Below are 23,762 nucleotides of genomic sequence, written 5' to 3' on the forward strand. Positions count from 1 at the left end.
ACCATGACCCGCTTTCTGTCCCCCACGCAGCACGGCATCTGGCTCGCCGAGCAGGTCAACCCGGGGCAGCCGGTCTACAACGTGCCGGCCGCGCTGCGCCTGCGGGGCGAGCTGTCCCCGGACGGCCTGCGGCACGCGGTCGAGGCGCTCGTCCGGCGCCACCGCGCGCTGCGGACGCGGTTCGTGTCCGTCGCCGGGCTCCCCCGCCGGACCGTCCTCGACCACGCCGACGTCCCGGTCCGGGTGCTGCGGCTGCCCGACGAGGCGGCGGCCCGGCAGGCCATGGACGAGGAGATCGCGCGGCCCTTCGCCGTCGCCACCGACCCCCTGCTACGGGTGTCCGTCATCCGCTACGCCGAGGACGAGTGCTTCCTGCTGCTGGTGTCCCACCACCTCGTGAGCGACGGCTGGTCGGTGGACGTCCTGCTGGAGGAGCTCGCCGCCCACTACCGGGCCGACGGGGACCCCGTCTCCGTGGATGTCCCGGCGGACGCACCGGCTGAGCCCGAGCTCCCGCCGCTGGACGCCGCCACCGCCGAGGAGAACCTCGCCTTCTGGGAGCGGACGCTGCGCGACGCCCCCGCGGCGACCGAGCCGCTCGGCTCCGGCCGCCGGCCGTCCGCCCGCACCAACCGCGGCATGACGTCCCGGTTCACCCTGCCCGACGAACTCTGCGCCACGATCCGCGAGTTCGGCCGGACCCGCCGGGTGAGCCCCGCCGTGACGCTCCTCGCCGGCTTCGCCGCGCTGCTCACCCGCTGCTCCGGGCAGCAGGACCTCGTCATCGGCACGTCGCTGGCCGGCCGCGACGACCCGGCGACGGAGCGGCTGGTGGACTGCCTCGTCAAGGTGGTCCCGCTGCGGATCACGGCCGGCGCGGGCACCGACTTCGCCGGGCTCCTCGGCACCACCAGGGACGCGTTCATCGACGCCCTGGAGCACCAGGACGTCGTCCTGGAGGACCTCGCCCGGCGCCTGGGCACCGATCGCGACGGCTCGCCGCTGTTCCGGGTCCTGTTCGGTTACAGCCGCGGGCACGCCGCACCGCGGATGGCGGGGCTGGAGACCGCCCACGTCCCGGTGAACACCGCGACCGCCAAGTTCGACCTGACCTGGAACGTCAACGACGACGGCGAGCGGATCGAGGTCGAGGTCGAGCACCGGACCGAGCTGATCGACGCGGCGCAGGCCGCGCGCCTGGCCGGGCACTGGTGCCGGCTGCTCGGGGCGCTCCTGGCCGAGCCGGAGGCGCTCGTGGCGCGGGCCGAACTGTTGTCGGCCGAGGAGCGGGCGCGGCTCGTCGGCGCGGCTCCGGCGCCGCGGGTGGGGCCGTCGGCGGCGGAGCGGTTCGCCGGGCGGGTGGCGGCGGCCGGTGACAGCGTCGCGGTGAGCGACGGCACCCTGGAGTTGACATATCGTCAACTCGACGAGCGTGCCGCGAGCTTCGCCGCCCTGCTCGCCGGGGCCGGCGTGAACCGCGGCGACCGCATCGGCCTGTGCCTCACCCGCACCGTCGACATGGCCGCCGCCGTCCTCGCCGTGTGGCGCCTCGGCGCCGCGTACGTCCCCGTCGACCCGGACAACCCGGCGAGCCGCATCGCGTACGTCCTCGGCGACGCCCGCGTCCCGCTCGTCCTCACCGACGCCGCCGACCACGTCCCCGCCGGACCCTGGCACACCCTCGACACCTCCCAGGCGACGGACGCCGTCCACACCGGCTCCGTCCGCCCCGAGGCCGGCGAACTCGCCTACGTCATCTACACCTCCGGCTCCACCGGCACACCGAAGGGCGTCGAAGTCACGCACGGCAACCTCGCCGCACTGCTGGACGCCGGCGAGGAGACCGTCGGCCTGCGCGACACCGACGTCTGGTCGCTGTTCCACTCCTTCGCCTTCGACTTCTCGGTCTGGGAGATCTGGGGCGCCCTCGCCTACGGCGGACGGCTCGTCGTCGTCCCCCGCGAGGTCACGCGCGACCCCGCGGCCTTCCGCGACCTGCTCGTCCGCGAACGCGTCACCGTCCTGAACCAGACCCCCTCCGCGTTCCGCCAGCTCGTCGCCCAGGAGGAGCGCCGCCCGGCCGGCGAACTGAGCCTGCGCCTGGTCGTGTTCGGCGGCGAGGCGCTCGACATGGCCCCCGTGCGCGCCTGGTGGCGCCGCCACGCGCCCCACCGACCGGTCCTGGTCAACATGTACGGGATCACCGAGACCACCGTCCACGTCACCTGGCGGGTCCTGGACGAGGAACGGATCGAGACCAGCAGCAGCCCCATCGGCCGCGCGCTGCCCGGCTACCGCGCGCTCGTCCTGGACGAGTACGGCGAGCCGGTGCCGGTGGGCGTGCAGGGCGAACTGTACGTCGGCGGCGACGCCGTGGCCCGCGGCTACCTCGGACGACCGGGCCTCACCGCCGAGCGCTTCGTCCCCGACCCCTTCACCGACGCGCCCGGCGCCCGCCTCTACCGCAGCGGTGACCTCGCCCGCTGGACCACCGACGGAGAGCTCGAATACCTCGGCCGTAACGACGACCAGGTCAAGATCCGCGGCTTCCGCATCGAACTCGGCGAAGTGGCCGCCGCCGTCGGCCGCCACCCCGCCGTACGCGGCGTCACCGTCGTCGTCCGCGAGGACAGGCTCGTCGCCTACGCCGCCTGCCCCGACAAATCCGAAGGAACCGGCACAGCCGACCCGCACGACCTGCGCGACCTCGCCGCCGCCCACCTCCCCTCCCACATGGTCCCGGCCGCGGTCGTCACCCTGGACGCCCTCCCCCTCACCCGCAACGGCAAGATCGACCACGCCGCCCTCCCCGCACCGGAGTTCTCCGGCGACACCGCCGGCTACGTGGCACCGCGCACCCCGGCCGAGGACATCCTCGCCGAGATCTGGGCCGAGATCCTCCAGGTGGACAAGGTCGGCGCGGACGACGGCTTCTTCGACCTCGGCGGCGACTCCATCCGCGCCGTGCAGGTGGCCGCCCTCGCCCGGGGGCGCGGGCTCGGCCTCGCCGTCGCGCAGATCTACGAGCACCGCACCCTCGCCGGCCTCGCCGCCGCCGCCGACACGGCCGGCGACCGCGCGGGCACCAAGCCCTTCGAACTGCTCTCCCCCGCCGACCGGGCCCGGATCGGCGACGGCCCCGCGGCCGGCCTCGACGACGCCTACCCCATGGCGGCGCTCCAGGTCGGAATGATCTACCACACGGCCTCCGATCCCCGCGTCCTCCCGTACGTCAACGCGGCGAGCTACCGCCTGCCGTACCGCTTCGACGAGGACGCCTTCCACCGGGCCGTGCGGTCCGTGGTCGCCCGGCACCCCGTGCTGCGGACCGGCTTCGACCTGGCGACCTTCGCCGAACCGATGCAGCTCGTGCACCGCGAGGCCGAACTGCCGGTCGTCGTCGAGGACCTGCGGGCCCTCACCCCGGCGGAGCAGGAGCGGGCCGTCGACGAGCTGATGGAGCGCGAGCGCCGCCGCCCGTTCGACGTGGAGCGCCCGCCCATGCTGCGCCTGGCCGCGCAGGTGCTCACCGACGACAGCTTCCAGTGGACGATGGTGGAGCACCACGCGATCCTCGACGGCTGGAGCCTGTGGTCGACGATCACCGAGATCCTCCTCCAGTACACCCGGCTCCTGGACGGCGCCGGCCTGGCCGAACTCCCCGCCCCGGCCTCGGCCTACCGCGACTTCGTCGCCCTGGAGCAGCGCGCCTCGGCCTCGCCCGAGGCCCGGCGGTTCTGGACGGAGACGCTCGCCGGGAGCACCCCGCCGCAGCTCCCGGCACGCGCCGGGGAGGCGCCCGCGCCCGCCGGGCCGACGCTGCGCAGCGACGGCGCGAGCGGCGTGGTCGACGGCTACGGCTGGCGCGACGCGCACGTCCCGGCGGCCCTGGCCCCGCGGGTCACGGCGCTCGCCAAGCGCCTCGGCGTGCCGGAGAAGACCGTCCTGCTCACCGCGCACCTCCAGGTGATCGCCGCGCAGACGGGCCTCGACGACGTCTGCTGCGGGCTCACGCTCAACGGCCGGCTGGAGGAGAACGGCGGCACCGAGGCCCGCGGACTGTTCCTCAACACCGTCCCGTTCCGGGTCGGCACCGCCGGCGGCAGCCGCGCCGACCTCGTCCGGCGGGTCTTCGACGCGGAGGCCCGGATCCTGCCGCACCGCCGGATGCCGCTGGCCCGGATCCGGCAGTTCACCGGCGGCCGCGACCTGTTCACGACCAACTTCACGTTCAACAACTTCCACGTCATGCGCGACACCATGGGCGACGGCGAACACGCGGGGCTGCTCAGCGGACTGGGCGAACTGACCGCCATCCGCCGCGTGGAGCCGGCCGACGTCCCGCTCACCGTCACGTTCTTCCGCAACCCGCTGACCGACGGCCTCCAGCTGTGCATCGACTACGACGCCAACCGGCTGGCCCCGGAGCAGATCGAGGAGATTGCCGAACAGCACGTCAGGGCGCTGGAGTTGCTGGTCGACGACCCCGAGGGCGAGCTCACCGGGCCGGCCGCGACGGCTGTGCCGGCTACAACACCCGCCGCGACGCTGAGCGCGCCGACGGCACCGACGGGAGCGCTGGAGCGGTTCGCGGCGCAGGTGGCGGCCCGCGGCGACCACCTCGCTGTCACGGACAGAACGGGAAAAGAACTGACGTATCGTCAACTCAACGAGCGTGCTGGCAGATTCGCCGCACTGCTCACCGAGTCCGGCGTGAACCGCGGCGACCGCATCGGCCTGTGCCTCACCCGCACGGTCGACATGGCCGCCGCCGTCCTCGCCGTGTGGCGCCTCGGCGCCGCGTACGTCCCCGTCGACGCCGACTATCCGGCGGCCCGGCTCGAATTCGTCCTCGGGAACGCGCGGGTCCCGCTCGTCCTGACCGACCCCGACACCGTCGGCCGGATCCCCGCCGGCACCTGGCGCACCCTCGTCACCACCCAGGTGACGGACGCCGTCCACACCGGATCCGTCCGCCCGGAGGCCGGCGAACTCGCCTACGTCATCTACACCTCGGGCTCCACCGGCACACCGAAGGGCGTCGAGGTCACCCACGGCAACCTCGCCACGCTGCTCGCCGCCGGCGAGGAGACGGTCGGCCTGTCGGACTCCGACGTCTGGTCGCTGTTCCACTCCTTCGCCTTCGACGTCTCGGTCTGGGAGATGTGGGGTGCCCTCGCCTTCGGCGGACGGCTCGTCGTCGTCCCGCGCGAGGTCACGCGCGATCCCGCGGCCTTCCTCGACCTCCTGGTCCGCGAACGCGTCACGGTGCTCTCCCAGACACCGTCCGCGTTCCGCCAGCTCGTGACCGCGGAGGAGCAGCGCCCTTGGGACGAACTGGTTCTGCGCCTGGTCGTGTTCGCGGGCGAGGCGCTCGACCTGGCCTCCGTGCGCGCCTGGTGGCGCCGCCACGCGCCCGACCGCCCGGTCCTGGTCAACATGTACGGGATCACCGAAACCACCGTCCACGTCACCTGGCAAGTCCTGGACGAGGAACGGATCGAGACCAGCAGCAGCCCCATCGGCCGCGCCCTCCCCGGCTACCGAACACTCGTCCTCGACGCCGACGGCAATCCCGCACCGGTGGGCGTGCAGGGCGAACTGTACGTCGGCGGCGACGCCGTGGCCCGCGGCTACCTCGGACGACCCGCCCTGACCGCCGAACGCTTCGTCCCCGACCCCTTCACCGACGCGCCCGGCGCCCGCCTCTACCGCAGCGGCGACCTCGCCCGCTGGACCGCCACCGGAGAGCTCGAATACCTCGGCCGCAACGACGACCAGGTCAAGATCCGCGGCTTCCGCATCGAACTCGGCGAAGTCGCCGCCGCCGTCGGCCGCCACCCCGCCGTACGCGGCGTCACCGTCGTCGTCCGCGAGGACACCCCCGGCGACCGCCGGCTCGTCGCCTACACGGCCTGCCCGGACGGGACCGACCCGCGCGAGCTGCGCGACTTCGCCACCGTGCACCTGCCCGCGTACATGGTCCCCTCGGCGTTCGTCGTCCTGGAGACGCTGCCGCTGACCCCCAACGGGAAGATCGACCGCGCCGCCCTGCCGGCACCGGAGTTCTCCGGCGACGCCGCCGGCTACGTGGCACCGCGCACCCCCGTCGAGGAGGGCCTGGCCCGGGTGTGGGCGGAGATCCTCAAGGTCGACCGGGTCGGCCTGGAGGACGACTTCTTCGACCTCGGCGGCGACTCCATCCGCGCCGTGCAGATCGCCTTCCGGGTGCAGCGCGGGCTCGGCCTCGCGCTCAGGCCGGTCGACGTCCAGCTCCACCCGACGGTCGCGGAACTCGCCCGCCACCTGTCCGCCTGACCGTCCCACCGCGAGCACACCCATCCCTATTCCCTCTGAAGGCCGTGGAGGCTGGCATGTCGAACGACGAACTGGACCTGGACTACAAGGTCGTGGTGAACGACGAGGAGCAGTACTCGATCTGGCCGCAGGACCGGGAGAACCCGGTCGGCTGGCGGGACGCCGGGGCGCGCGGCAAGAAGCCCGAGTGCCTGGAGTGGATCGAGCGGAACTGGACCGACATGCGGCCCAAGAGCCTGCGCAGCGCCTAGGAACGGTCGGTCGGGACGGAGTGAGGAGGTACATCGAGATGTCTCGTGGTCTGGACGCCCCGGAGGACGGGTCGACCCCCGTCCCGGCTCCCGCCGGGACGGACACCCCCGCCGCGGCGGGCACCGGCAGGCTGCCGCTGTCCCTGGCGCAGCAGCGGCTGTGGTTCCTCTCCAGGCTCGGGGAGTTCCGAGCCGGATACAACATGCCCCGGGTGGTCCGGATCACCGGGCGGCTGGACCGGACGGCGCTGACGGCGGCGCTCGGCGACGTCGTGCGCCGGCACGCGGCGCTGCGGACGGTCTTCCCGGAGGTCGCCGGAGAACCGTGGCAGCAGGTCGTGGCCGCCGGTGACGTCGCCGCGCGGTTCGCGGTGGAGTTCGCCGAGTGCGGCTCCGGCGAGGTGGCCGAGCGGATCGGCCGGGCCTGCCGGCACGACTTCGACCTGACCTCCGAACTCCCGGTGCGGGCCTGGCTGTTCGCGACCGGCCCCGAGGAGCACGTGCTGGCGCTGGTGATCCACCACATCGCCGCGGACGGGTGGTCCGTCGGCCTGGTGGACCGCGACCTCGGGACGGCCTACGCCGCGCGCCGCGCCGGCGCCGCGCCCGAGTGGCCTGCCCTGCCGACGGAGTACACGGACCACGCGGTGCGCCAGCGGCGGTCGTTGGGCGCGGAGGACGATCCCGACAGCCTCTTCTCGCGGCAACTCGACTACTGGCGGGAGGAGTTGCATGGAGCGCCGCCGGAGCTGCGGCTCCCCCGCGACCGCCCGTGGCCGCAGTCGGCCGGGTCCGCCCGGGCCGGGTCCTCCCGGGCCGACTCCTCAACGACAAGCCCCTCCCGCGCCGGGACGGTGCACTTCGAGCTCGACGCCGACACCCACCGCGGGCTGGCCCGGCTGGCCCGCGAGCACCGGGTCACGCTGTTCACGGTGCTCCAGGCGGGTTTCGCGGCGCTGCTCAGCCGGCTGGGGGCGGGCACCGACCTCCCGATCGGCTCGCCGGTGGACGGCCGGACCGACGAGGACCTGCAGGAGGTCGTCGGGTTCTTCGTCAACACCCTGGTGTTCCGGCTCGACTGCTCCGGCGACCCGACGTTCGCGGAGCTCCTGAAGCGGGTGCGCCGGACGGCCCTGACCGCGATCGCCCACCAGGACGTCCCCTTCGACCGGGTGGTCGAGGCCGTCAACCCCGCCCGCACTGCGGGCGGGAACCCGCTGTTCCAGGTGAGCTTCGCACTGGAGGCCGGCGGGGACGGCGGCCTGGTCCTCCCTGGCCTGGAGGTCGCCGACGAGCCCTTCGAGGCGGGCTCCGCCAAGTTCGACCTGAGCCTGGGCGTGACCGAGCACCGCGACGGGGACGGCGGACCGGCCGGCCTGAGCGGGGTGCTGGAGTACGCCGAGGACCTGTTCGACCGGACCACGTCGCAGGCCGTGGCCCGCCGCTGGAAGCTGCTGCTGGCCGGGGTGCTGGCCGGGCCGGGGCGCCCGATCGGCGAACTGCCGGTGCTGGACGGGGCCGAGCGGCGGTGGGTGCTCGAACGGGCCGGCACGGACGCCTCGTTGCCCGGGGTGGGGCCGTCGGCGGCGGAGCGGTTCGCCGGGCGGGTGGCCGCGGCTGGTGACAGCGTCGCGGTGAGCGACGGCACCCTGGAGTTGACATATCGTCAACTCGACGAGCGTGCCGCGAGCTTCGCCGCCCTGCTCGCCGGGGCCGGCGTGAACCGTGGCGACCGCATCGGCCTGTGCCTCACCCGCACCGTCGACATGGCCGCCGCCGTCCTCGCCGTGTGGCGCCTCGGCGCCGCGTACGTCCCCGTCGACCCGGACAACCCGGCGAGCCGCATCGCGTACGTCCTCGGCGACGCCCGCGTCCCGCTCGTCCTCACCGACGCCGCCGACCGCGTCCCCGCCGGGCCCTGGCGCACCCTCGACACCTCCCGGGCGACGGACGCCGTCCATACCGGATCCGTCCGCCCGGAGGCCGGCGAACTCGCCTACGTCATCTACACGTCCGGCTCCACCGGCAGGCCGAAGGGCGTCGAAGTCACCCACGGCAACCTCGCCGGGCTCCTGGCCTCGACCGAGGGCCTGGCGAAGCCGTCGGAGCGCGACGTCTGGTCGCTGTTCCACTCCTTCGCCTTCGACTTCTCGGTCTGGGAGATCTGGGGCGCCCTCGCCTACGGCGGACGGCTCGTCGTCGTCCCCCGCGAGGTCACGCGCGACCCCGCGGCCTTCCTCGACCTGCTGGTCCGCGAACGCGTCACCGTGCTCTCCCAGACACCGTCCGCGTTCCGCCAGCTCGTCGCCCAGGAGGAGCGCCGCCCGGCCGGCGAACTGAGCCTGCGCCTGGTCGTGTTCGGCGGCGAGGCGCTCGACATGGCCCCCGTGCGCGCCTGGTGGCGCCGCCACGCCCCCGACCGCCCGGTCCTGGTGAACATGTACGGGATCACCGAGACCACCGTCCACGTCACCTGGCGGGTCCTCACCCCGGAAGGGACCGAGACCGCCCGCAGCCCGATCGGCCGCGCACTGCCCGGCTGGCGGACGCTCGTCCTGGACGGCCGCGGCGAGCCCGTCCCGGTCGGTGTGCCGGGCGAGCTGTACGTCGGCGGCGCCGGGGTCGCCCGGGGCTACCTCGGCCGCCCCGGCCTCACCGCCGAGCGCTTCGTCCCCGACCCCTTCGGCGACGCACCCGGCGCACGCCTCTACCGCAGCGGCGACCTCGCCCGCTGGACCGCCGACGGGGAACTCGAATACCTCGGCCGCGCGGACGACCAGGTCAAGATCCGCGGCTTCCGCATCGAACTCGGCGAGATCGAGGCCGCCCTCGGCCGCCACCCGGCCGTCCGGGGCGTCACCGTCGTCGTCCGCGACGACACCCCCGGCGACCCCCGGCTCGTCGCTTACGCCGCCTGCGCTGACGCAGCCGACCCGCGCGAACTCCGCGACTTCGCCGCCCTCCACCTGCCCGCCTACATGGTCCCCGCAGCGATCGTCACCCTGGACGCCCTCCCCCTCACCCGGAACGGCAAGATCGACCGCGCCGCCCTCCCCGCACCCGGGTTCGCCTCCGGATCCACCGGCCGCGAGCCCGCGAACGCGACCGAGGCGGCCCTGTGCCGGCTGTTCGCCGACGTCCTCGGCCTGGAACGGGTCGGCGTCGAGGACGCCTTCTTCGACCTCGGCGGACACTCGCTGCTGGTCATCCGGCTGGTGGACCGGATCCGCGCCGCCCTCGGCGTCGAACTGTCCATCCGGGCCGTGTTCGAGACCCCGACCCCGGCCGGCCTGGCCGCGGCCGTCGCCCTCGGAGAGCGGGCCCGGCCCGCCGTGCGCCCCGCGGCGCGCCCGGAGCGCCTGCCGCTGTCCTTCGCCCAGCGCCGCCTCTGGTTCCTCAACGAGCTCGACGGCGGAGCGGCCTACAACATCCCGTACGCGGCCCGCCTGTCCGGCGCCCTGGACGTCGACGCGCTGACCGCCGCCCTCGCCGACGTCGTGGAGCGGCACGAGGCGCTGCGCACCGTCCTGCCCACCGAGGACGGCCGGCCGTGGCAGCGGATCCTCTCCCGGGCCGAGGCCCGGACGGACCTCACCGTCACCGACACCACCCCGGACGCGCTGGACGCCGAACTCGCCGCGGAGAGCGAACGCGTCTTCCGGCTGACCACGGAACCCGCCCTGCGCGCCCGCCTCTTCCGCCTCGGCCCGGACGAGCACGTCCTCCTGCTGGTCGTCCACCACGTGGCCTGCGACGGCTGGTCGCTGGAGCCGCTGCTCGACGACCTCGCCGAGGCGTACGGCGCGCGCCACACCGGCACCGCGCCGGCCTGGCCGCCGCTGCCCGTCCAGTACGCCGACTTCACGCTGTGGCAGCGCGAACTGCTCGGCACCGAGGACGACCCGGAGAGCCGGCTCTCGCAGCAGACCGAGTACTGGCGCCGGACGCTGGCCGGCCTCCCGGACCAGCTGGCGCTGCCCTTCGACCGGCCGCGGTCGGGCACGGTCGGCCTGCGCGGCGGCGAGGTCGCGGTCGAGGTCGGCCCGGCGCTGCACGCCGCGCTGGCCGCCGCCGCGCGGGCCCACGACTGCACCGTGTTCATGGCGCTCCAGGCCGCCGTCGCCGTCGTGCTGTCCCGCTCCGGCGCGGGGCCGGACATCCCGCTCGGCACGGCCACCTCCGGGCGCGCCGACGCCGCGCTGGACGGCCTCGTGGGCTTCTTCGCCGGCACCCTCGTGCTGCGCACCGACCTCTCGGGCGACCCGACCTTCGCCGAACTCCTCGGCCGGGTCCGGGAGGCCGACCTCGGCGCCTTCGCCCACCAGGACGTCCCGTTCGAGACGCTCGTCGAGGCGCTCAACCCGGCCCGCGTGCCCGGCGCCAACCCGCTGTTCCAGGTGAGCGTCTCCATGCTGAACAGCATCACCGCGGAACTCGCCCTCCCCGGCCTGGAGGTGGCGTCCCACGACCTGAGCATGGGGATCTCGGCCTTCGACCTGTCCTTCGTGTTCGGCGAACGCCCGGGCGCCGCGGCCGGGCAGGCCGGCGGGCTGGTCGCCGCGATCGGGTACGACGCCGACCTGTTCGACCACGCCAGCGTCGAGGGCATCGCCGACCGGCTGGAGCGGGTGCTGGAGGCGCTGGCCGCCGACCCGGACGGCCGGGTCGGCGAGGTGGACCTGCTCTCCGCGCAGGAGCGGCGGCAGGTCCTGCGGGAGTGGAACGACACCGCCGCCGAGGTGCCGGAGCTCCCGGTGCCCGCACTGTTCGCCGCCCAGGCCGCGCGCACCCCCGCCGCACCGGCGGTGCGCCACCTCGACACCGAGCTGACCTACGCCGAACTCGACGCCCGCGCCAACCGGCTGGCGCACGAGCTGATCGCCCGCGGCATCGGGCCCGGGCGGCTCGTGGCCCTCGCCCTGCCCCGCTCGGAGCAGATCGTCGTGGCCCTGCTCGCCGTCCTGAAGGCCGGCGCGGCCTACCTCCCCGTCGACCCGTCCTACCCCGCCGACCGCATCGCCTTCATGCTGCGGGACGCGGCCCCGGCCTGCGTCCTCAGCACCACCGAGGTGGCGGCCGGGCTGCCCGGCGGCCCCGGCCTCCCGCTCCTCGCCCTGGACGACGCGCACGTGCGGCGCTCGGTCGCGGAGCGGCCGGCCACCGCGCCCACCGACGCGGAGCGCACCGCGCCGCTGCTCCCCGCCCACCCGGCGTACGTCATCTACACCTCGGGGTCGACAGGTCGGCCCAAGGGTGTGGTGGTCTCCCACCGCGGCCTCCCCAGCATGGTGTGCTCCCAGGCCGCGACGCTCGGCGTCGGCGGCGACAGCCGGGTCCTGCAGTTCGCCTCGATGAGCTTCGACGCCTCCGTGTGGGACACCTGGATGGCGCTGCTCACCGGCGGGTGCCTGGTCGTCGTGCCGGAGTCCCACCGGATCCCCGGCCCGGCCCTGGCGGACTTCCTGCGCGTCCACGGCATCACCCACGCCACCCTGCCGCCCGCCGTGGTGCTCGCCACCGAGTTCGACGAGGACGTCGCCGGGGTCACCCTGGTCACCGCCGGCGAGGCCTGCACGCCCGCCGTCCTCGACGCGGCCCGCCACTTCGCGAAGGTGGTCAACGCCTACGGCCCCACCGAGTCCACGGTGTGCGCGACGATGCGCACCGTCGACGGGGTGCCGCAGGCCGTCCCGATCGGCCGTCCGGTCGCGAACACCCGGGTGTTCGTGCTGGACGCGCGGCAGCGCCCCGTCCCGCCCGGCGTGCCCGGGGAGCTGTACCTCGCGGGCGCCGGGCTGGCCACCGGCTACCTGGACCGGCCCGCCCTGACGGCCGAGCGCTTCCTGCCCAGCCCCTTCGGCGGCGCCGGGGAGCGGATGTACCGCACCGGCGACCTGGTGCGCTGGACGGCGGACGGCGAGCTGGTCTTCCTCGGCCGCACCGACGAGCAGATCAAGATCAGGGGCTTCCGCGTCGAGCCCGGCGAGGTGGAGGCGGTGCTCGCCGGCCACCCGGAGGTCGCCCACGCCGCGGTGATCGCCCGCGAGGACCGCCCGGGGGACGTCCGGCTCGTCGCCTACGCGGTTCTGACGGACCGTCAATTCCAGGAGGACCCCGCCACGGCGCTGCGGAGGTACGCGGCCGAGCACCTGCCGGAGTACCTCGTCCCCGGCGACGTGGTGGTCCTCGACCACCTGCCGCTGACGCCGAGCGGGAAGGTCGACCGCAAGGCCCTCCCCGCGCCCTCGGCGAACGGCCCGAGCGCGAACGGCCAGCACACAAACGGCCAGAGCGCGAACGGCCCGAGTGCGAACGGCCCGAGCGCGAACGGCCCGGCCGTGAGCGGCGCGACCACCACGGACGACCCGCGCGTGGCGGTCCTGGTCCGGCTCTTCGCGCAGGAGCTCGGCGTGGACCGGGTCGGTCCCGAGGACTCGTTCTTCGAGCTCGGCGGCCACTCGCTGCTGGCGACCCGACTGATCGGCCGGATCCGCGCCCTGCTCGGGGCCGAGATCGGCATCGCGACGCTGTTCGAGACGCCCACCGCCGCGGAGCTCGCGACCCGGCTCGACCGGGCCCCGGCCGACCCGTACGCCAACGTCATCGAGCTCCGGCGCGGCCGGCCCGGTGCCCGTCCGGTCTTCTGCATCCACCCCATCGGGGGCCTCGGCTGGTGCTACGGCTCCGTACTGCCGCACCTGGAGCGGGACCAGCCTGTCCACGGGATCCAGGTGACGGAGAGCCACGGCCGCTTCAAGGCGGTGGAGTCGATCGACGCGCTGGCCCGGCGCTACGCGGACCTGATCACCGCGACGCACCCGGACGGCCCGTACGTCCTCATGGGCTGGTCGCTGGGCGGGGTCCTGTCCTACGAGGTGGCCCGCCTGCTTGAGGCCGCCGGCCGGACCGTCGACCTGGTCGTCCTCTTCGACGCCTGGCCGTACGAACGGCCGGTGACCCCGGAGGAGTTGGAGGGGGATTTCGCCGCCTGGGTGACCGGCGAGGTCATCGCCGGCCCGTCCGCCGACGGCACCCTCGACGCCCGGCAGAGCCGTGCCCTGGTCCGCGCGGCCAAGGGGGTCGCCGCCCTCCTCGGGCCGCCGCACCCGGACGGCTACCACGGGCGCGTCCTGAGCATCGCCGCCGCCAAGACCGTCGCCGAGCGCGGCTCCGCCGAGGAGGCCTGGCGGCCGTACCTCACCGACGCCGAGCACCACGTGGTGAACGCCGACCACGACGCGATGATGACGCCCGCCGTCCTGGAGCAGTCGGGCCCGCTGGTCACGGCCGCCCTGACGTCCCTGCCCGCGCGGCGCACGGAGGCCGACGGTGACTGAGCGCCACGACTCCACCGACCCCTGCGACCTCGACCCCGACCTGGACATCCCGGACCCCCGCGATCCGCGCCCGCTCGGCGACGACCGCTGCGTCTTCATCCGCCCGGTGCTCCAGCCCGGCGGGAAGGTCGTCGCCGGGAACTTCTCCTACTACGACGCCTCCGAGGACACCGCCGGGTTCGAGGAGGCCCGGGTCCGCTACGCGTTCGGCGCGGAGCGGCTGTTCATCGGCCGCTACTGCTCCATCGCCGCGGGCGTCACCTTCGTGATGGCCGGCGCCAACCACGTCTTCGACGGGCCCACGGGCTACCCGTTCCTCAGCTTCGAGGGCGACTGGCGCGACGCCCTGATCGACGACCTGATCGCCCGGGGGCCGGGCCGCAAGGGCGACACCCGGATCGGCAACGACGTCTGGATCGGCCGCGGCGCCACCGTCATGCCCGGGGTGACCGTCGGCGACGGCGCCATCATCGGCGCCGGCGCCCTGGTCGCCTCCGACGTGGCGCCCTACCGGATCGTGGGAGGCAACCCGGCCCGGGTGATCCGCGCCCGCTACGGCCCCGAGGACGTCGAGCGGCTGCTCGCGGCCCGCTGGTGGGACTGGCCGGTGGCGGCCGTCTCCCGGCACCTCCCGGAGCTGGTCCTCGGCCGGCCCGAACGGATCCTGTCCATCGCCCGGGCCGAGCACCTGCTCGGCCCGGCGCCGGCCACCCCCCAGGGGAGCGCATCATGACGACAGCAGCAGGCGGCCCCGGCGCCCCGCCGACCGTCGACCCCGCGGCGATCGACCCCACGACCGTCGACCCCGCGGCGGTCGACCCCACGGCGGTCGACCTCGCCGACCCGGCCCTGTACGGCACCGGCGACCCCGAGGCGGTGTGGGCCGGGCTCCGCCGCGACCACCCGGTCCACTGGAACGAGGGCCCGGACGGCGGCGGCTTCTGGGCCGTCACCCGGCACGCCGACGTCCAGCGCGTGCTCAAGGACACCGCGGCCTTCACCTCCGCCCAGGGCATGCGGATCGGCCACAACCCGACCGCCACCGCCGAGGCCGCCGGGAAGATGCTGATCGTCACCGACGCGCCCCGGCACGCGAAGATCCGGCGGGTCATCAGCTCCGCGTTCACCCCGCGCATGGTCGCCCGCCTGGAGCAGAACATGCGGACGATCGTGCGCGAGGAGCTGGCGGCCGTCCTGACCGACGAGCCCTGCGAGTTCACGGACTTCGCCGCGGTCCTGCCGGTCGCGGTGATCTGCGACCTGCTGGGTGTGCCGAAGAGCGACTGGCGGTTCATGCTCGACTCCACCCGGGCCGCGTTCGGCGCGTCCGGCGTCGACCCGATCGCCCGGCTCGAAGCCCACGCCGGCATGCTCGCCTACTACGCCGACCTCGTCGACTTCCGCCGCGAGGAGCCGGGCGAGGACGTCGTCAGCGCCATGGCGAACGGCCTGGTCGACGGCGTCCCGCTCACCGACGAGGAGATCTTCCTCAACTGCGACGGCCTCATCTCGGGCGGGAACGAGACCACCCGGCACGCCACCGTCGGCGGCCTCCTCGCCTTCGCCGCCCACCCCGACCAGTGGCGGCTCGCGGCCGCCTCCCCCGACGGGATGGACACCGTCGTCGACGAGGTCCTGCGCTTCACCAGCCCGGCGATGCACGTGCTGCGCACGGCCGCCCGGGACGTCGAGGTCGCCGGGGTGACGATCCGGGCCGGCGATCCGGTGACGGTCTGGATGCCGTCCGCGAACCGGGACGAGACGGTCTTCGAGGCCCCCGAGGCCTTCGACGTCCGGCGCACACCCAACCCGCACGTCGCCTTCGGCAGCGGTCCGCACTTCTGCCTCGGCGGAGCGCTGGCTCGCACCGAACTCCGCGTCCTGTTCGGCGAGTTGCTCACCCAGGCCGCGGGCGCCGAACCCGCGGGACCGGCCCGGCGGCTCCACTCCAACCTCATCCGGGGCTTCGAGTCCGCGCCCGTCCTGCTGCACCCCGGCGACAGCCTGGAGAGGCGGTGAAGCCACTCGCGGACCCCCGCTTCCGCCGCCTGCTCATCGGCCAGGCGCTCTCGGGCTTCGGCAGCAGCGCCCTCTACCTGACCCTGGGCATCTGGGCCAAGGACCTCACCGGCAGCAACGCCGCCGCCGGCGGGGTCGAGGCCGCCCTCGGCGCGCCCATGGTGCTGTCGCCGCTCTTCGGCCACCTCGCCGACCGGGTGCGGCGGCGCCCGCTGCTCATGGTCACCAACGCCCTCATGGGGCTGGCCGTGCTGTCCCTGCTCGCGGTGCGCGGCGGCGAACAGCTCTGGATCATCTACCTGGTGGCGGTCTGCTACGGCGTGGCCTTCGGCGTCCTCGGCGCCGCGTCGGCCGGGATCCGCCGGGACCTCCTCCCCGACGACCAGCTGACCGGCGCCAACGCGATCCTCCAGACGACCACGCAGGGGCTGCGCATCCTCGCCCCGCTCGCCGGCGTGGCCGTCTACGCGGTCGCCGGCGGCGGCACGCTCGCCGTGCTCAACTCCCTGACCTTCCTGGCCGCGATCCTGGCGCTCGCCGGCCTGCGGGTCGAGGAGTCCGTCGGTCCCGAGGCCTCCGGCGAAGCGTTCCCGCGCAGCGCCCTCGCGGGCCTGCGGCACATCAACGCCACTCCGGTCCTGGCGCAGATCGGCTACGCCGCCGCCTGCGCGTTCTGCGTCATCGGCCTGAGCCAGACCGTCATGTTCGCGGTCGTGGACGAGGGGCTGGGCCGGCCGCCCTCGGCGCTGGGCACGCTCAACGCCGTCCAGGGCGTCGGCGCCGTGGCCGGCGGCCTCACGGTGTCCGCGCTGATCCGACGGGCCGGCATGGCGCGCACGGCGGGCCTCGGGATCGGCGCCTTCGCCCTGGCGGCGCTCGCCTACTGCGTGCCGCACATGGCGTTCGTCGTCGCGGGCGAGGTCGCGGACGGCATCGCCATCACCTGGCTCATGGTGGTGCTGTCGTCGGCGGCCCAACTCCACACGCCGCCACGGCTCCAGGGCCGCGTCAACGCCATGTGCACGATGCTGGTGCTGGTACCGCAGTCGCTCTCGCTCGCCGCCGGCACGGTCCTCATCGACCGGTTCGACTACCAGTCGCTGCTGGTCGTGATGGCGGCGGTCACCGCCTGCTGCGCGGCGGTCCTGGTACTGCGGCCGACCGCCGCACTCACCGAGCGGACGTTCGTCACCTCGGCGCCGGGCGGGCCGGAGAACCGGGAGGCCACCGACTCCGCGCCGTCGGCGCAGCACTGAGGCCGTCGGCGGGCCGGGGCCGGTCGGCTCCGCCCCGCCAGGACGGCACCTCGGGACCTTTGACAATCCGCCTATCGTCATACAGTCTTCTCGACATGTCTGCCCGTCACCCGATCGAGTGCGCCGCCATCGAGCTGGCGCTGATCGGCGTGGCCGCGCACTGCGTCGCCGACAACCTCTGTCGCTGAACCCGCCTGCCCCGACGCGTTGCGGTGACCGCCGCGCCGGGGCGTCGCCCCTTCCCGCGGGCGCGGTGCCGCTCACCCTTCCCCAGGCCTCACTCCTCCCCAGGCCGCACTGCCGCCCGCCTTCCTCCGTGCACCATCGGTAGCGAAAGGCTCCCTTTCCGATGTCTCGAACCACCTTCACCCCTCGCCGCCTCGCCGCGGCGGCCGTCACCGTCGCCCTGGTCGCCGGACTGGCGGCGTGCGGCCCGAAGGCCGACGGCGGTGGGAGCACCGGCAAGGACGCCGCGCCGCGGCAGGGCGGCACCCTCACCGTCCTCAACCAGAACCCGGAGGACCAGTTCGACCCCGCGCGGCTCTACACCTCCGGCGGCGGCAACGTGCCCTCGCTGGTCTTCCGCACCCTCACCACCCGCAACCGGGCCGACGGCGCGGCCGGCACGAAGGTGGTCCCGGACCTCGCCACCGACACCGGCACCCCGTCGGAGGGCGCGGCGGTGTGGACGTACCACCTCAAGGACGGCCTCACGTACGAGGACGGCTCGCCGATCACCACCGCCGACATCAAGTACGGCATCGAGAGGTCGTTCGCCCCTGAACTATCGGGCGGGGCGCCGTACTTGAGGGACTGGCTGGTCGGCGCGGCGGACTACCAGGGCCCCTACAAGGACGGCCGCGGCCTGGACGCCGTCCAGACCCCCGACGACAGGACCATCGTCTTCCGCCTGAACAAGCCCGAGGGCGACTTCCCGTACCTGGCCACCCAGACCCAGTTCGCGCCCGTGCCGAAGGCCAAGGACACCGGGACGAAGTACCAGGACCACCCCGTCTCGTCCGGCCCCTACCAGGTCGTCAAGAACGAGAACGACGGGACGCACCTCGTCCTCGCGCGGAACCCCCACTGGTCCGCGGCGACGGACGACCAGCGCAAGGCGTACCCGGACACCATCGACGTGCAGTCCGGGCTCGACCCGGCGGTGATCAACCAGCGGCTCTCCGCGGGCACCGGCGCCGACGCGGCCGCCGTCACCACCGACACCAACCTCGGCCCCTCCGAACTCGCGCAGGTGAAGGACGACAAGGCCCTCGCCGCCCGGGTCGGCACCGGCCACTTCGGCTACGTCGACTACCTCGCCTTCAACCCCAAGGTGAAGCCGTTCGACGACCCGAAGGTCCGCCAGGCCGTCGCCTACGCGCTCAACCGCACCTCGGTCGTCAACGCCGCCGGCGGCTCCTCGCTCGCCGAGGCCGCGACCACCTACCTGCCCACCCAGGAGACCTTCGGGTACACGCCCTACGACCCGTTCCCGGCCGGCCCCACCGGCAACCCGCAGAAGGCCAGGGAGCTGCTGAAGGAGGCCGGTTACCCCGACGGCCTGACCATCACGCTCACCCACTCCACCGCGACCGGCCGGGGCTACGGCCCGGACCTGGCCGCCGCCGTCCAGGACGGCCTGAAGGCGGCCGGGATCACCGTCCGGCTGGACGCCCTGGAGTCCAGCCGGTACTCCAAGACGATCCACACCGTCGCCACCGAGCCCGGCCTGTTCCTCTCCGGCTGGGGCGCCGACTGGCCCTCCGGCGGCCCGTTCCTCGCACCCGTCTTCGACGGCCGGCAGATCGTCACCGACGGCTACAACTTCAACTCCGCGCAGCTGGACGACCCTTCGGTGAACGAGGAGATCGACCGGATCAACAAGATCACCGACCACGCCGAGGCCGCCAAGCTGTGGGGCGCCCTCGACAAGCGGCTCGGCGAACAGGCCCTCACCGTCCCGCTGTTCCACCCCGTCTACAAGCGGCTGTCCGGCAAGGACGTCCGCAACATCGTCATCAGCGACTGGACCGGCGTGCTCGACATCTCCCAGGTCGCGGTCAAGTAGCGCACGGGACCGGACGGAACGGATCGGATCGGACGGAAATCGGACCACCATGGCTCCACGGAATCCCGCTGCCGGGGGACGGCCGGTGTGGCGGCGGCTGCTCGCGCGGCGCGCCGTCCTCGCCGGCGGCCTCGTCATCCTCCTGCTCGCCCTGACCGCGGCGGCGGCACCGCTGCTCGCCGCGATCGAGGGCCAGGACCCCACGAGTTACCACGACGGCCTGCTCGACTCCGCGGCCGGCGGCGTGCCCACCGGCTCGTTCGGCGGCATCACCGCCGAACACTGGCTCGGCGTCGAACCGGGCACCGGACGGGACGTGTTCGCCCGGCTCGTGTACGGCGCCCGCATCTCGCTGCTCGTCGCCGTCGGCGCCACGCTCGTCCAGGTCGCGACCGGCGTCCTGCTCGGCCTCGCCGCCGGCCTCGGCAACCGTCTGCTCGACCAGCTGATCGGCAACACCTCCGAGGTGATGCTCGCCCTGCCCTCGCTGGTCTTCGCCATCTCCCTGATGGCCGTCGTCCCCTCGGGCTTCCCCCGCCCGGTCCTGCTCACCCTCGTCATCGGGCTGCTGGGCTGGGCCGGCACCGCCCGGCTCGTCCGGGCGCAGACGCTGAGCCTCCGGCAGCTCGACCACGTCGCCGCGGCGCGGCTGGCCGGCGCCTCCCGGTGGCGGATCGCCCGCCGGGAGCTGCTGCCGGCCCTGGCCGCGCCGGTCATCACCTACGCGGCCGTCCTGCTGCCGTCCAACGTGGTCTCCGAGGCCGGGCTGTCCTTCCTCGGCGTGGGCGTCAAGCCGCCCACCTCGTCGTGGGGCCAGATGCTCTCCGGCGCGACCACCTGGTTCCGCGCGGACCCGATGTACGTACTGCTCCCGTCCGCGCTGCTGTTCACCACCGTGCTCGCCTTCACCGTGGTCGGCGACGGCGTCCGCACCGCGCTCGACCCCCGCGCGGCCTCCCGGCTGCGGGCCGGCTCCCCGGCTGCCCCGAAGACCGAGGAGGCCGCCGCATGACCCGCTTCCTGCTCCGCAGGGCCGTCGGCATGATCGGCGTCCTGATCGTCCTCTCCCTGATCGTCTACGCGGTGTTCTACATCGCCCCCGGCGACCCCGCCCAGCTGGCCTGCGGCGAGAAGTGCAGCCCCGCCCAGGTCCACCAGGTGCGCGAACGGCTGGGCCTCGACGCTCCCGTGTACCTGCAGTACGCCCACTTCCTCCAGGGTGTCGTCGCCGGGCGCGACTTCAGCGCCGGCACGGGCCCGCTGCACTGCCCGGCGCCCTGCCTGGGCGTCTCCTACCGCAGCGGCGAGCAGGTCACCGACATGATCGCCGCCCGGCTCCCGGTGACGGCCTCGCTGGCCCTCGGCGCGATGGTGCTCTGGCTGGTCCTCGGCGTCGGCACCGGGCTGCTCTCCGCGCTGCGCCGGGGCGGGCCGACCGAGCGCCTGCTCACCGCGCTGACCCTGGCCGGCACCGCCGTACCGGTGTTCGTCATCGGACTGGTGCTGCTCATCGTCCTCTGCGCCCAGCTCCAGTGGCTGCCGTTCCCGAGCTACGTGCCGCTCACCGAGGACCCGCAGCAGTGGTTCTGGGGCCTGCTCCTGCCCTGGATCTCGCTCGCGCTCATCGAGTCCGCCAAGTACGCCCGGCTGACGCGCGCGTCCATGCTGGAGACCCTCGCGGAGGACCACATCCGGACCTTCCGGGCGTACGGCGTCAGCGAACGGCACCTGGTGACCAGGCACGCGCTGCGCGGCGCGCTCACCCCGGTGATCGCGCTCACCGCCCTGGACCTCGGGACGATGTTCGGGTCCGCCGTGCTGACCGAGTCGCTGTTCGGCCTCCCGGGCCTCGGCAAGCTGCTCGTCGGCTCGGTGAGCCTGATCGACCTGCCCACCGTCGTCGGCCTCACCCTCGTCACCGGGTTCGCCGTCGTCCTCGCCAACGTCGTCGCGGACGTGCTCTACGCGGTGGCCGACCGAAGGGTGGTCCTGGCATGAGCGCCGAACCGCTGGTGAACGTCCGGGACCTGGTCGTCGACTTCCCGGTCGGCGACGGCCGCGTCCGCGCCGTCGACGGCGTGGGCTTCACCCTGGCGGCCGGGCAGGCGCTCGGCATCGTCGGCGAGTCCGGCTCCGGCAAGAGCACCGTCGCCCACGCCCTGCTCGGCCTGCACCGCGGGACGGGCGCCCGCACCGGCGGCTCGGTCCGGGTCGCGGGCGTCGACGCCGTCACCGCCGGGCGCGACGAACTCCGCCTCCTGCGCGGCGGGTTGGCGGCCATGGTGTTCCAGGACCCGCTCTCCGCGCTCGACCCGTACCACGCCGTCGGGGACCAGATCGCCGAGGTCGTGCGGGTGCACCGGGACGTCTCGCGCCGGGACGCCCGGGCCCGGGCCGTCGAGGTGCTCGACCGGGTCGGCATCGCCGACGCGGTGCGCCGCTCGCGCTCGCGCCCGCACGAGTTCAGCGGCGGCATGCGCCAGCGGGTGCTGATCGCGATGGCCCTCGCCTGCGAGCCGCGCCTGCTGGTCGCCGACGAGCCGACGACCGCGCTGGACGTCACCGTCCAGGCCCAGGTCCTCGACCTGCTGCACGAGTTGCGCGCCGAGACCGGGGCCGGGCTGGTCCTGGTGACCCACGACCTGGGCGTCGTCGCCGGGAGCGTCGACCGGGTGCTCGTGATGAAGGACGGCCGGGCGGTGGAACACGGGCCGGTCACCGAGGTGCTCGGCGCTCCGCGCGAGCCGTACACCCGCGCGCTGCTGTCGGCGGTGCCCCGCGTCGACGCCGCCGAGGCGCCCGGCCCGGCGGCCGCATCCGGGGGCGAGGTCCTGCTCGAAGCCACCGACCTCCGGAAGGAGTTCGCCACCCGCGGCCCCCTCGGGCGGCGCGCCGCCCCCGTGGTCGCCGTGGACGGCGTCTCGCTCACCGTGCGGGCCGGCGAGACGCTGGGCATCGTCGGCGAGTCCGGCTCCGGGAAGACCACCCTCGGCAGGATGCTCGTCCGCCTCCTGGACCCGACGGGCGGCCGGCTCCACTACCGCGGCCGGGACATCGGGACGCTCGGCGACAAGGACCTTCGCCCGCTCCGGCAGGAACTGCAGATGGTCTTCCAGGACCCGGTGTCCTCCCTCAACCCGCGCCGCACCATCGGCGAGTCCGTCGCCGACCCGCTGCGCATCGCCGGCGAGCGCGACGAACGCCGCATCCGCGCCCGGGTCGGCGACCTCCTCGAACGCGTGGGCCTCGACGCCGACTGGTACCACCGCTACCCGCACGAGTTCAGCGGCGGCCAGCGCCAGCGCGTCGGCATCGCCCGGGCCCTGGCACCCCGGCCGCGCCTGCTCGTCTGCGACGAACCGGTCTCCGCACTGGACGTCACCACACAGGCCCAAGTGGTCCGTCTGCTCGGCGAGTTGCAGCGGGACCTCGGCCTCGCCCTGGTCTTCATCGCCCATGACCTCGCCGTGGTCCGGCAGGTGAGCGACCGGGTCGCGGTGATGCGGGCCGGCCGGATCGTGGAACAGGGCGACGCGACGGCGGTGTACGAATCCCCGCAGCACGAGTACACCAAATCCCTGCTGGCCGCCGTCCCGGTCCTCGACCCGACCGAGGCCACCGCCCGCCGCCACGCCAGACTGGCGGCCACCCGGGCCTGACCGCCACCCCCGGCTCCGGGGGTGGCCACCCCGCCCCCGAAGCCGGGCGCTCCCGCCGACCGGAGCATCAGCCCGACCGCTCGGTCGACGCGCGGGCCGGACTGTCGGTCCCGCACCATAACGTGATCACATGAGTTCCTCCCTCAGCGCCTTCCTGATCGACCCCACGGCCGCGCGCGGTTTTGTCGGCTCCGGAGACGAACAGCTGCTCCAGGTCGTCCGCGACGAGTTCGGCAAGAACCTGGCCGCGGACGACGGCTGGTTCTCCTCCCAGATCGAAGAAGGCGCCCCCACCGCCTACGAGGCGCTGCACGCCGTGGTGCACGACGGCCCCTACTCCGACAACCCGGACCACGCCTTCCAGTACGGCTACGCCTACAAGCGCCTGGTCTCCCTGACCGGGAGTTTCCTCGACAACTCCAACTTCTGCCCGTTCCGGGGATCCTGGCTGGAGGTCGTCGACGAAGGGCTCCAAGCGCTGCGGATCACCGCGGTCTCCGTCGCCGAGTTCGGCCACTCCTCCGGCATGCCCGACGGCATCCCGTACTCCTACCTGCCCGGCTGCGGAGAATGGACGCACGAGCGCTGCCTCGAAGCACTGGAGCAGTTCGAGCAGACCAAGCGCGACGACCACGCCCCGCCGCTCGATCCCGAGGTCGTCGACGCCGTCTCCGACGTCATCTCCTGGCTCCGCCACGCCCAGGCCCACCCCGGCTTCGGCGTCATCGGCTTCGTCTCCTGAACCAGTGGGGCCATCTGCCCCTCGACAGCCGTGCCGTTGGAACAACGTCGTCTGCCGGGCACCCAGACCCGCACTCGTCCTCCCCTACAGGGGCGTGCCGGACGACGCGGGC

12 protein-coding genes are annotated in these 23,762 nt (G+C 74.2%); all 12 read left to right on the plus strand.

Going from position 1 to position 23,762, the window contains the following annotated elements:
• Window positions 1-3 precede the first annotated feature (3 nt).
• The 12 genes from ACFVU9_RS28325 (at window position 4) to ACFVU9_RS28380 (ending at window position 23,650) form a co-directional block, all read left to right on the plus strand.
• Complete coding sequence (locus ACFVU9_RS28325) at window positions 4-6,318, plus strand: amino acid adenylation domain-containing protein (protein WP_387598118.1); 6,315 nt, start codon at window positions 4-6, stop codon at window positions 6,316-6,318.
• Window positions 6,319-6,374: 56 nt separating this feature from the next.
• Window positions 6,375-6,569 carry an MbtH family protein gene (locus tag ACFVU9_RS28330; protein ID WP_380448963.1) on the plus strand — a complete coding sequence of 65 codons (195 nt, stop codon included), beginning with the start codon at window positions 6,375-6,377 and terminating at the stop codon, window positions 6,567-6,569.
• A gap of 38 nt (window positions 6,570-6,607) precedes the next feature.
• Window positions 6,608-13,906: an amino acid adenylation domain-containing protein gene (locus ACFVU9_RS28335; protein WP_387598121.1), complete on the plus strand. Its 7,299-nt coding sequence runs from the start codon at window positions 6,608-6,610 to the stop codon at window positions 13,904-13,906.
• Window positions 13,899-14,639, plus strand: a complete 741-nt coding sequence (locus tag ACFVU9_RS28340) for a CatB-related O-acetyltransferase (protein ID WP_387598124.1) — start codon at window positions 13,899-13,901, stop codon at window positions 14,637-14,639. The genes ACFVU9_RS28335 and ACFVU9_RS28340 overlap by 8 nt, the downstream gene beginning before the upstream one ends.
• Window positions 14,636-15,925, plus strand: a complete 1,290-nt coding sequence (locus ACFVU9_RS28345) for a cytochrome P450 (RefSeq protein ID WP_387598127.1) — start codon at window positions 14,636-14,638, stop codon at window positions 15,923-15,925. The genes ACFVU9_RS28340 and ACFVU9_RS28345 overlap by 4 nt, the downstream gene beginning before the upstream one ends.
• Window positions 15,922-17,181 (plus strand): MFS transporter, encoded by a 1,260-nt coding sequence (locus ACFVU9_RS28350; protein ID WP_387598130.1) that lies wholly within the window; start codon window positions 15,922-15,924, stop codon window positions 17,179-17,181. Before ACFVU9_RS28345 ends, ACFVU9_RS28350 begins: the two co-directional genes overlap by 4 nt.
• A gap of 95 nt (window positions 17,182-17,276) precedes the next feature.
• Window positions 17,277-17,369, plus strand: a complete 93-nt coding sequence (locus ACFVU9_RS28355) for an Ms4533A family Cys-rich leader peptide (RefSeq protein ID WP_380435284.1) — start codon at window positions 17,277-17,279, stop codon at window positions 17,367-17,369.
• Between the two features lie 161 nt (window positions 17,370-17,530).
• On the plus strand, window positions 17,531-19,249 hold the full coding sequence (locus ACFVU9_RS28360; RefSeq protein WP_387598132.1) for an ABC transporter substrate-binding protein: 1,719 nt from the start codon (window positions 17,531-17,533) through the stop codon (window positions 19,247-19,249).
• A gap of 49 nt (window positions 19,250-19,298) precedes the next feature.
• Window positions 19,299-20,261: an ABC transporter permease gene (locus ACFVU9_RS28365; protein ID WP_380490976.1), complete on the plus strand. Its 963-nt coding sequence runs from the start codon at window positions 19,299-19,301 to the stop codon at window positions 20,259-20,261.
• On the plus strand, window positions 20,258-21,247 hold the full coding sequence (locus tag ACFVU9_RS28370; RefSeq protein ID WP_387598135.1) for an ABC transporter permease: 990 nt from the start codon (window positions 20,258-20,260) through the stop codon (window positions 21,245-21,247). The genes ACFVU9_RS28365 and ACFVU9_RS28370 overlap by 4 nt, the downstream gene beginning before the upstream one ends.
• Window positions 21,244-22,908, plus strand: a complete 1,665-nt coding sequence (locus ACFVU9_RS28375; RefSeq protein WP_387598138.1) for an ABC transporter ATP-binding protein — start codon at window positions 21,244-21,246, stop codon at window positions 22,906-22,908. Before ACFVU9_RS28370 ends, ACFVU9_RS28375 begins: the two co-directional genes overlap by 4 nt.
• Window positions 22,909-23,038: 130 nt before the next feature.
• Complete coding sequence (locus tag ACFVU9_RS28380; protein ID WP_387598140.1) at window positions 23,039-23,650, plus strand: hypothetical protein; 612 nt, start codon at window positions 23,039-23,041, stop codon at window positions 23,648-23,650.
• Window positions 23,651-23,762: the final 112 nt, after the last annotated feature.

The organism is Kitasatospora sp. NPDC057936 (genome assembly GCF_042887525.1).
Classification (GTDB): domain Bacteria; phylum Actinomycetota; class Actinomycetes; order Streptomycetales; family Streptomycetaceae; genus Kitasatospora.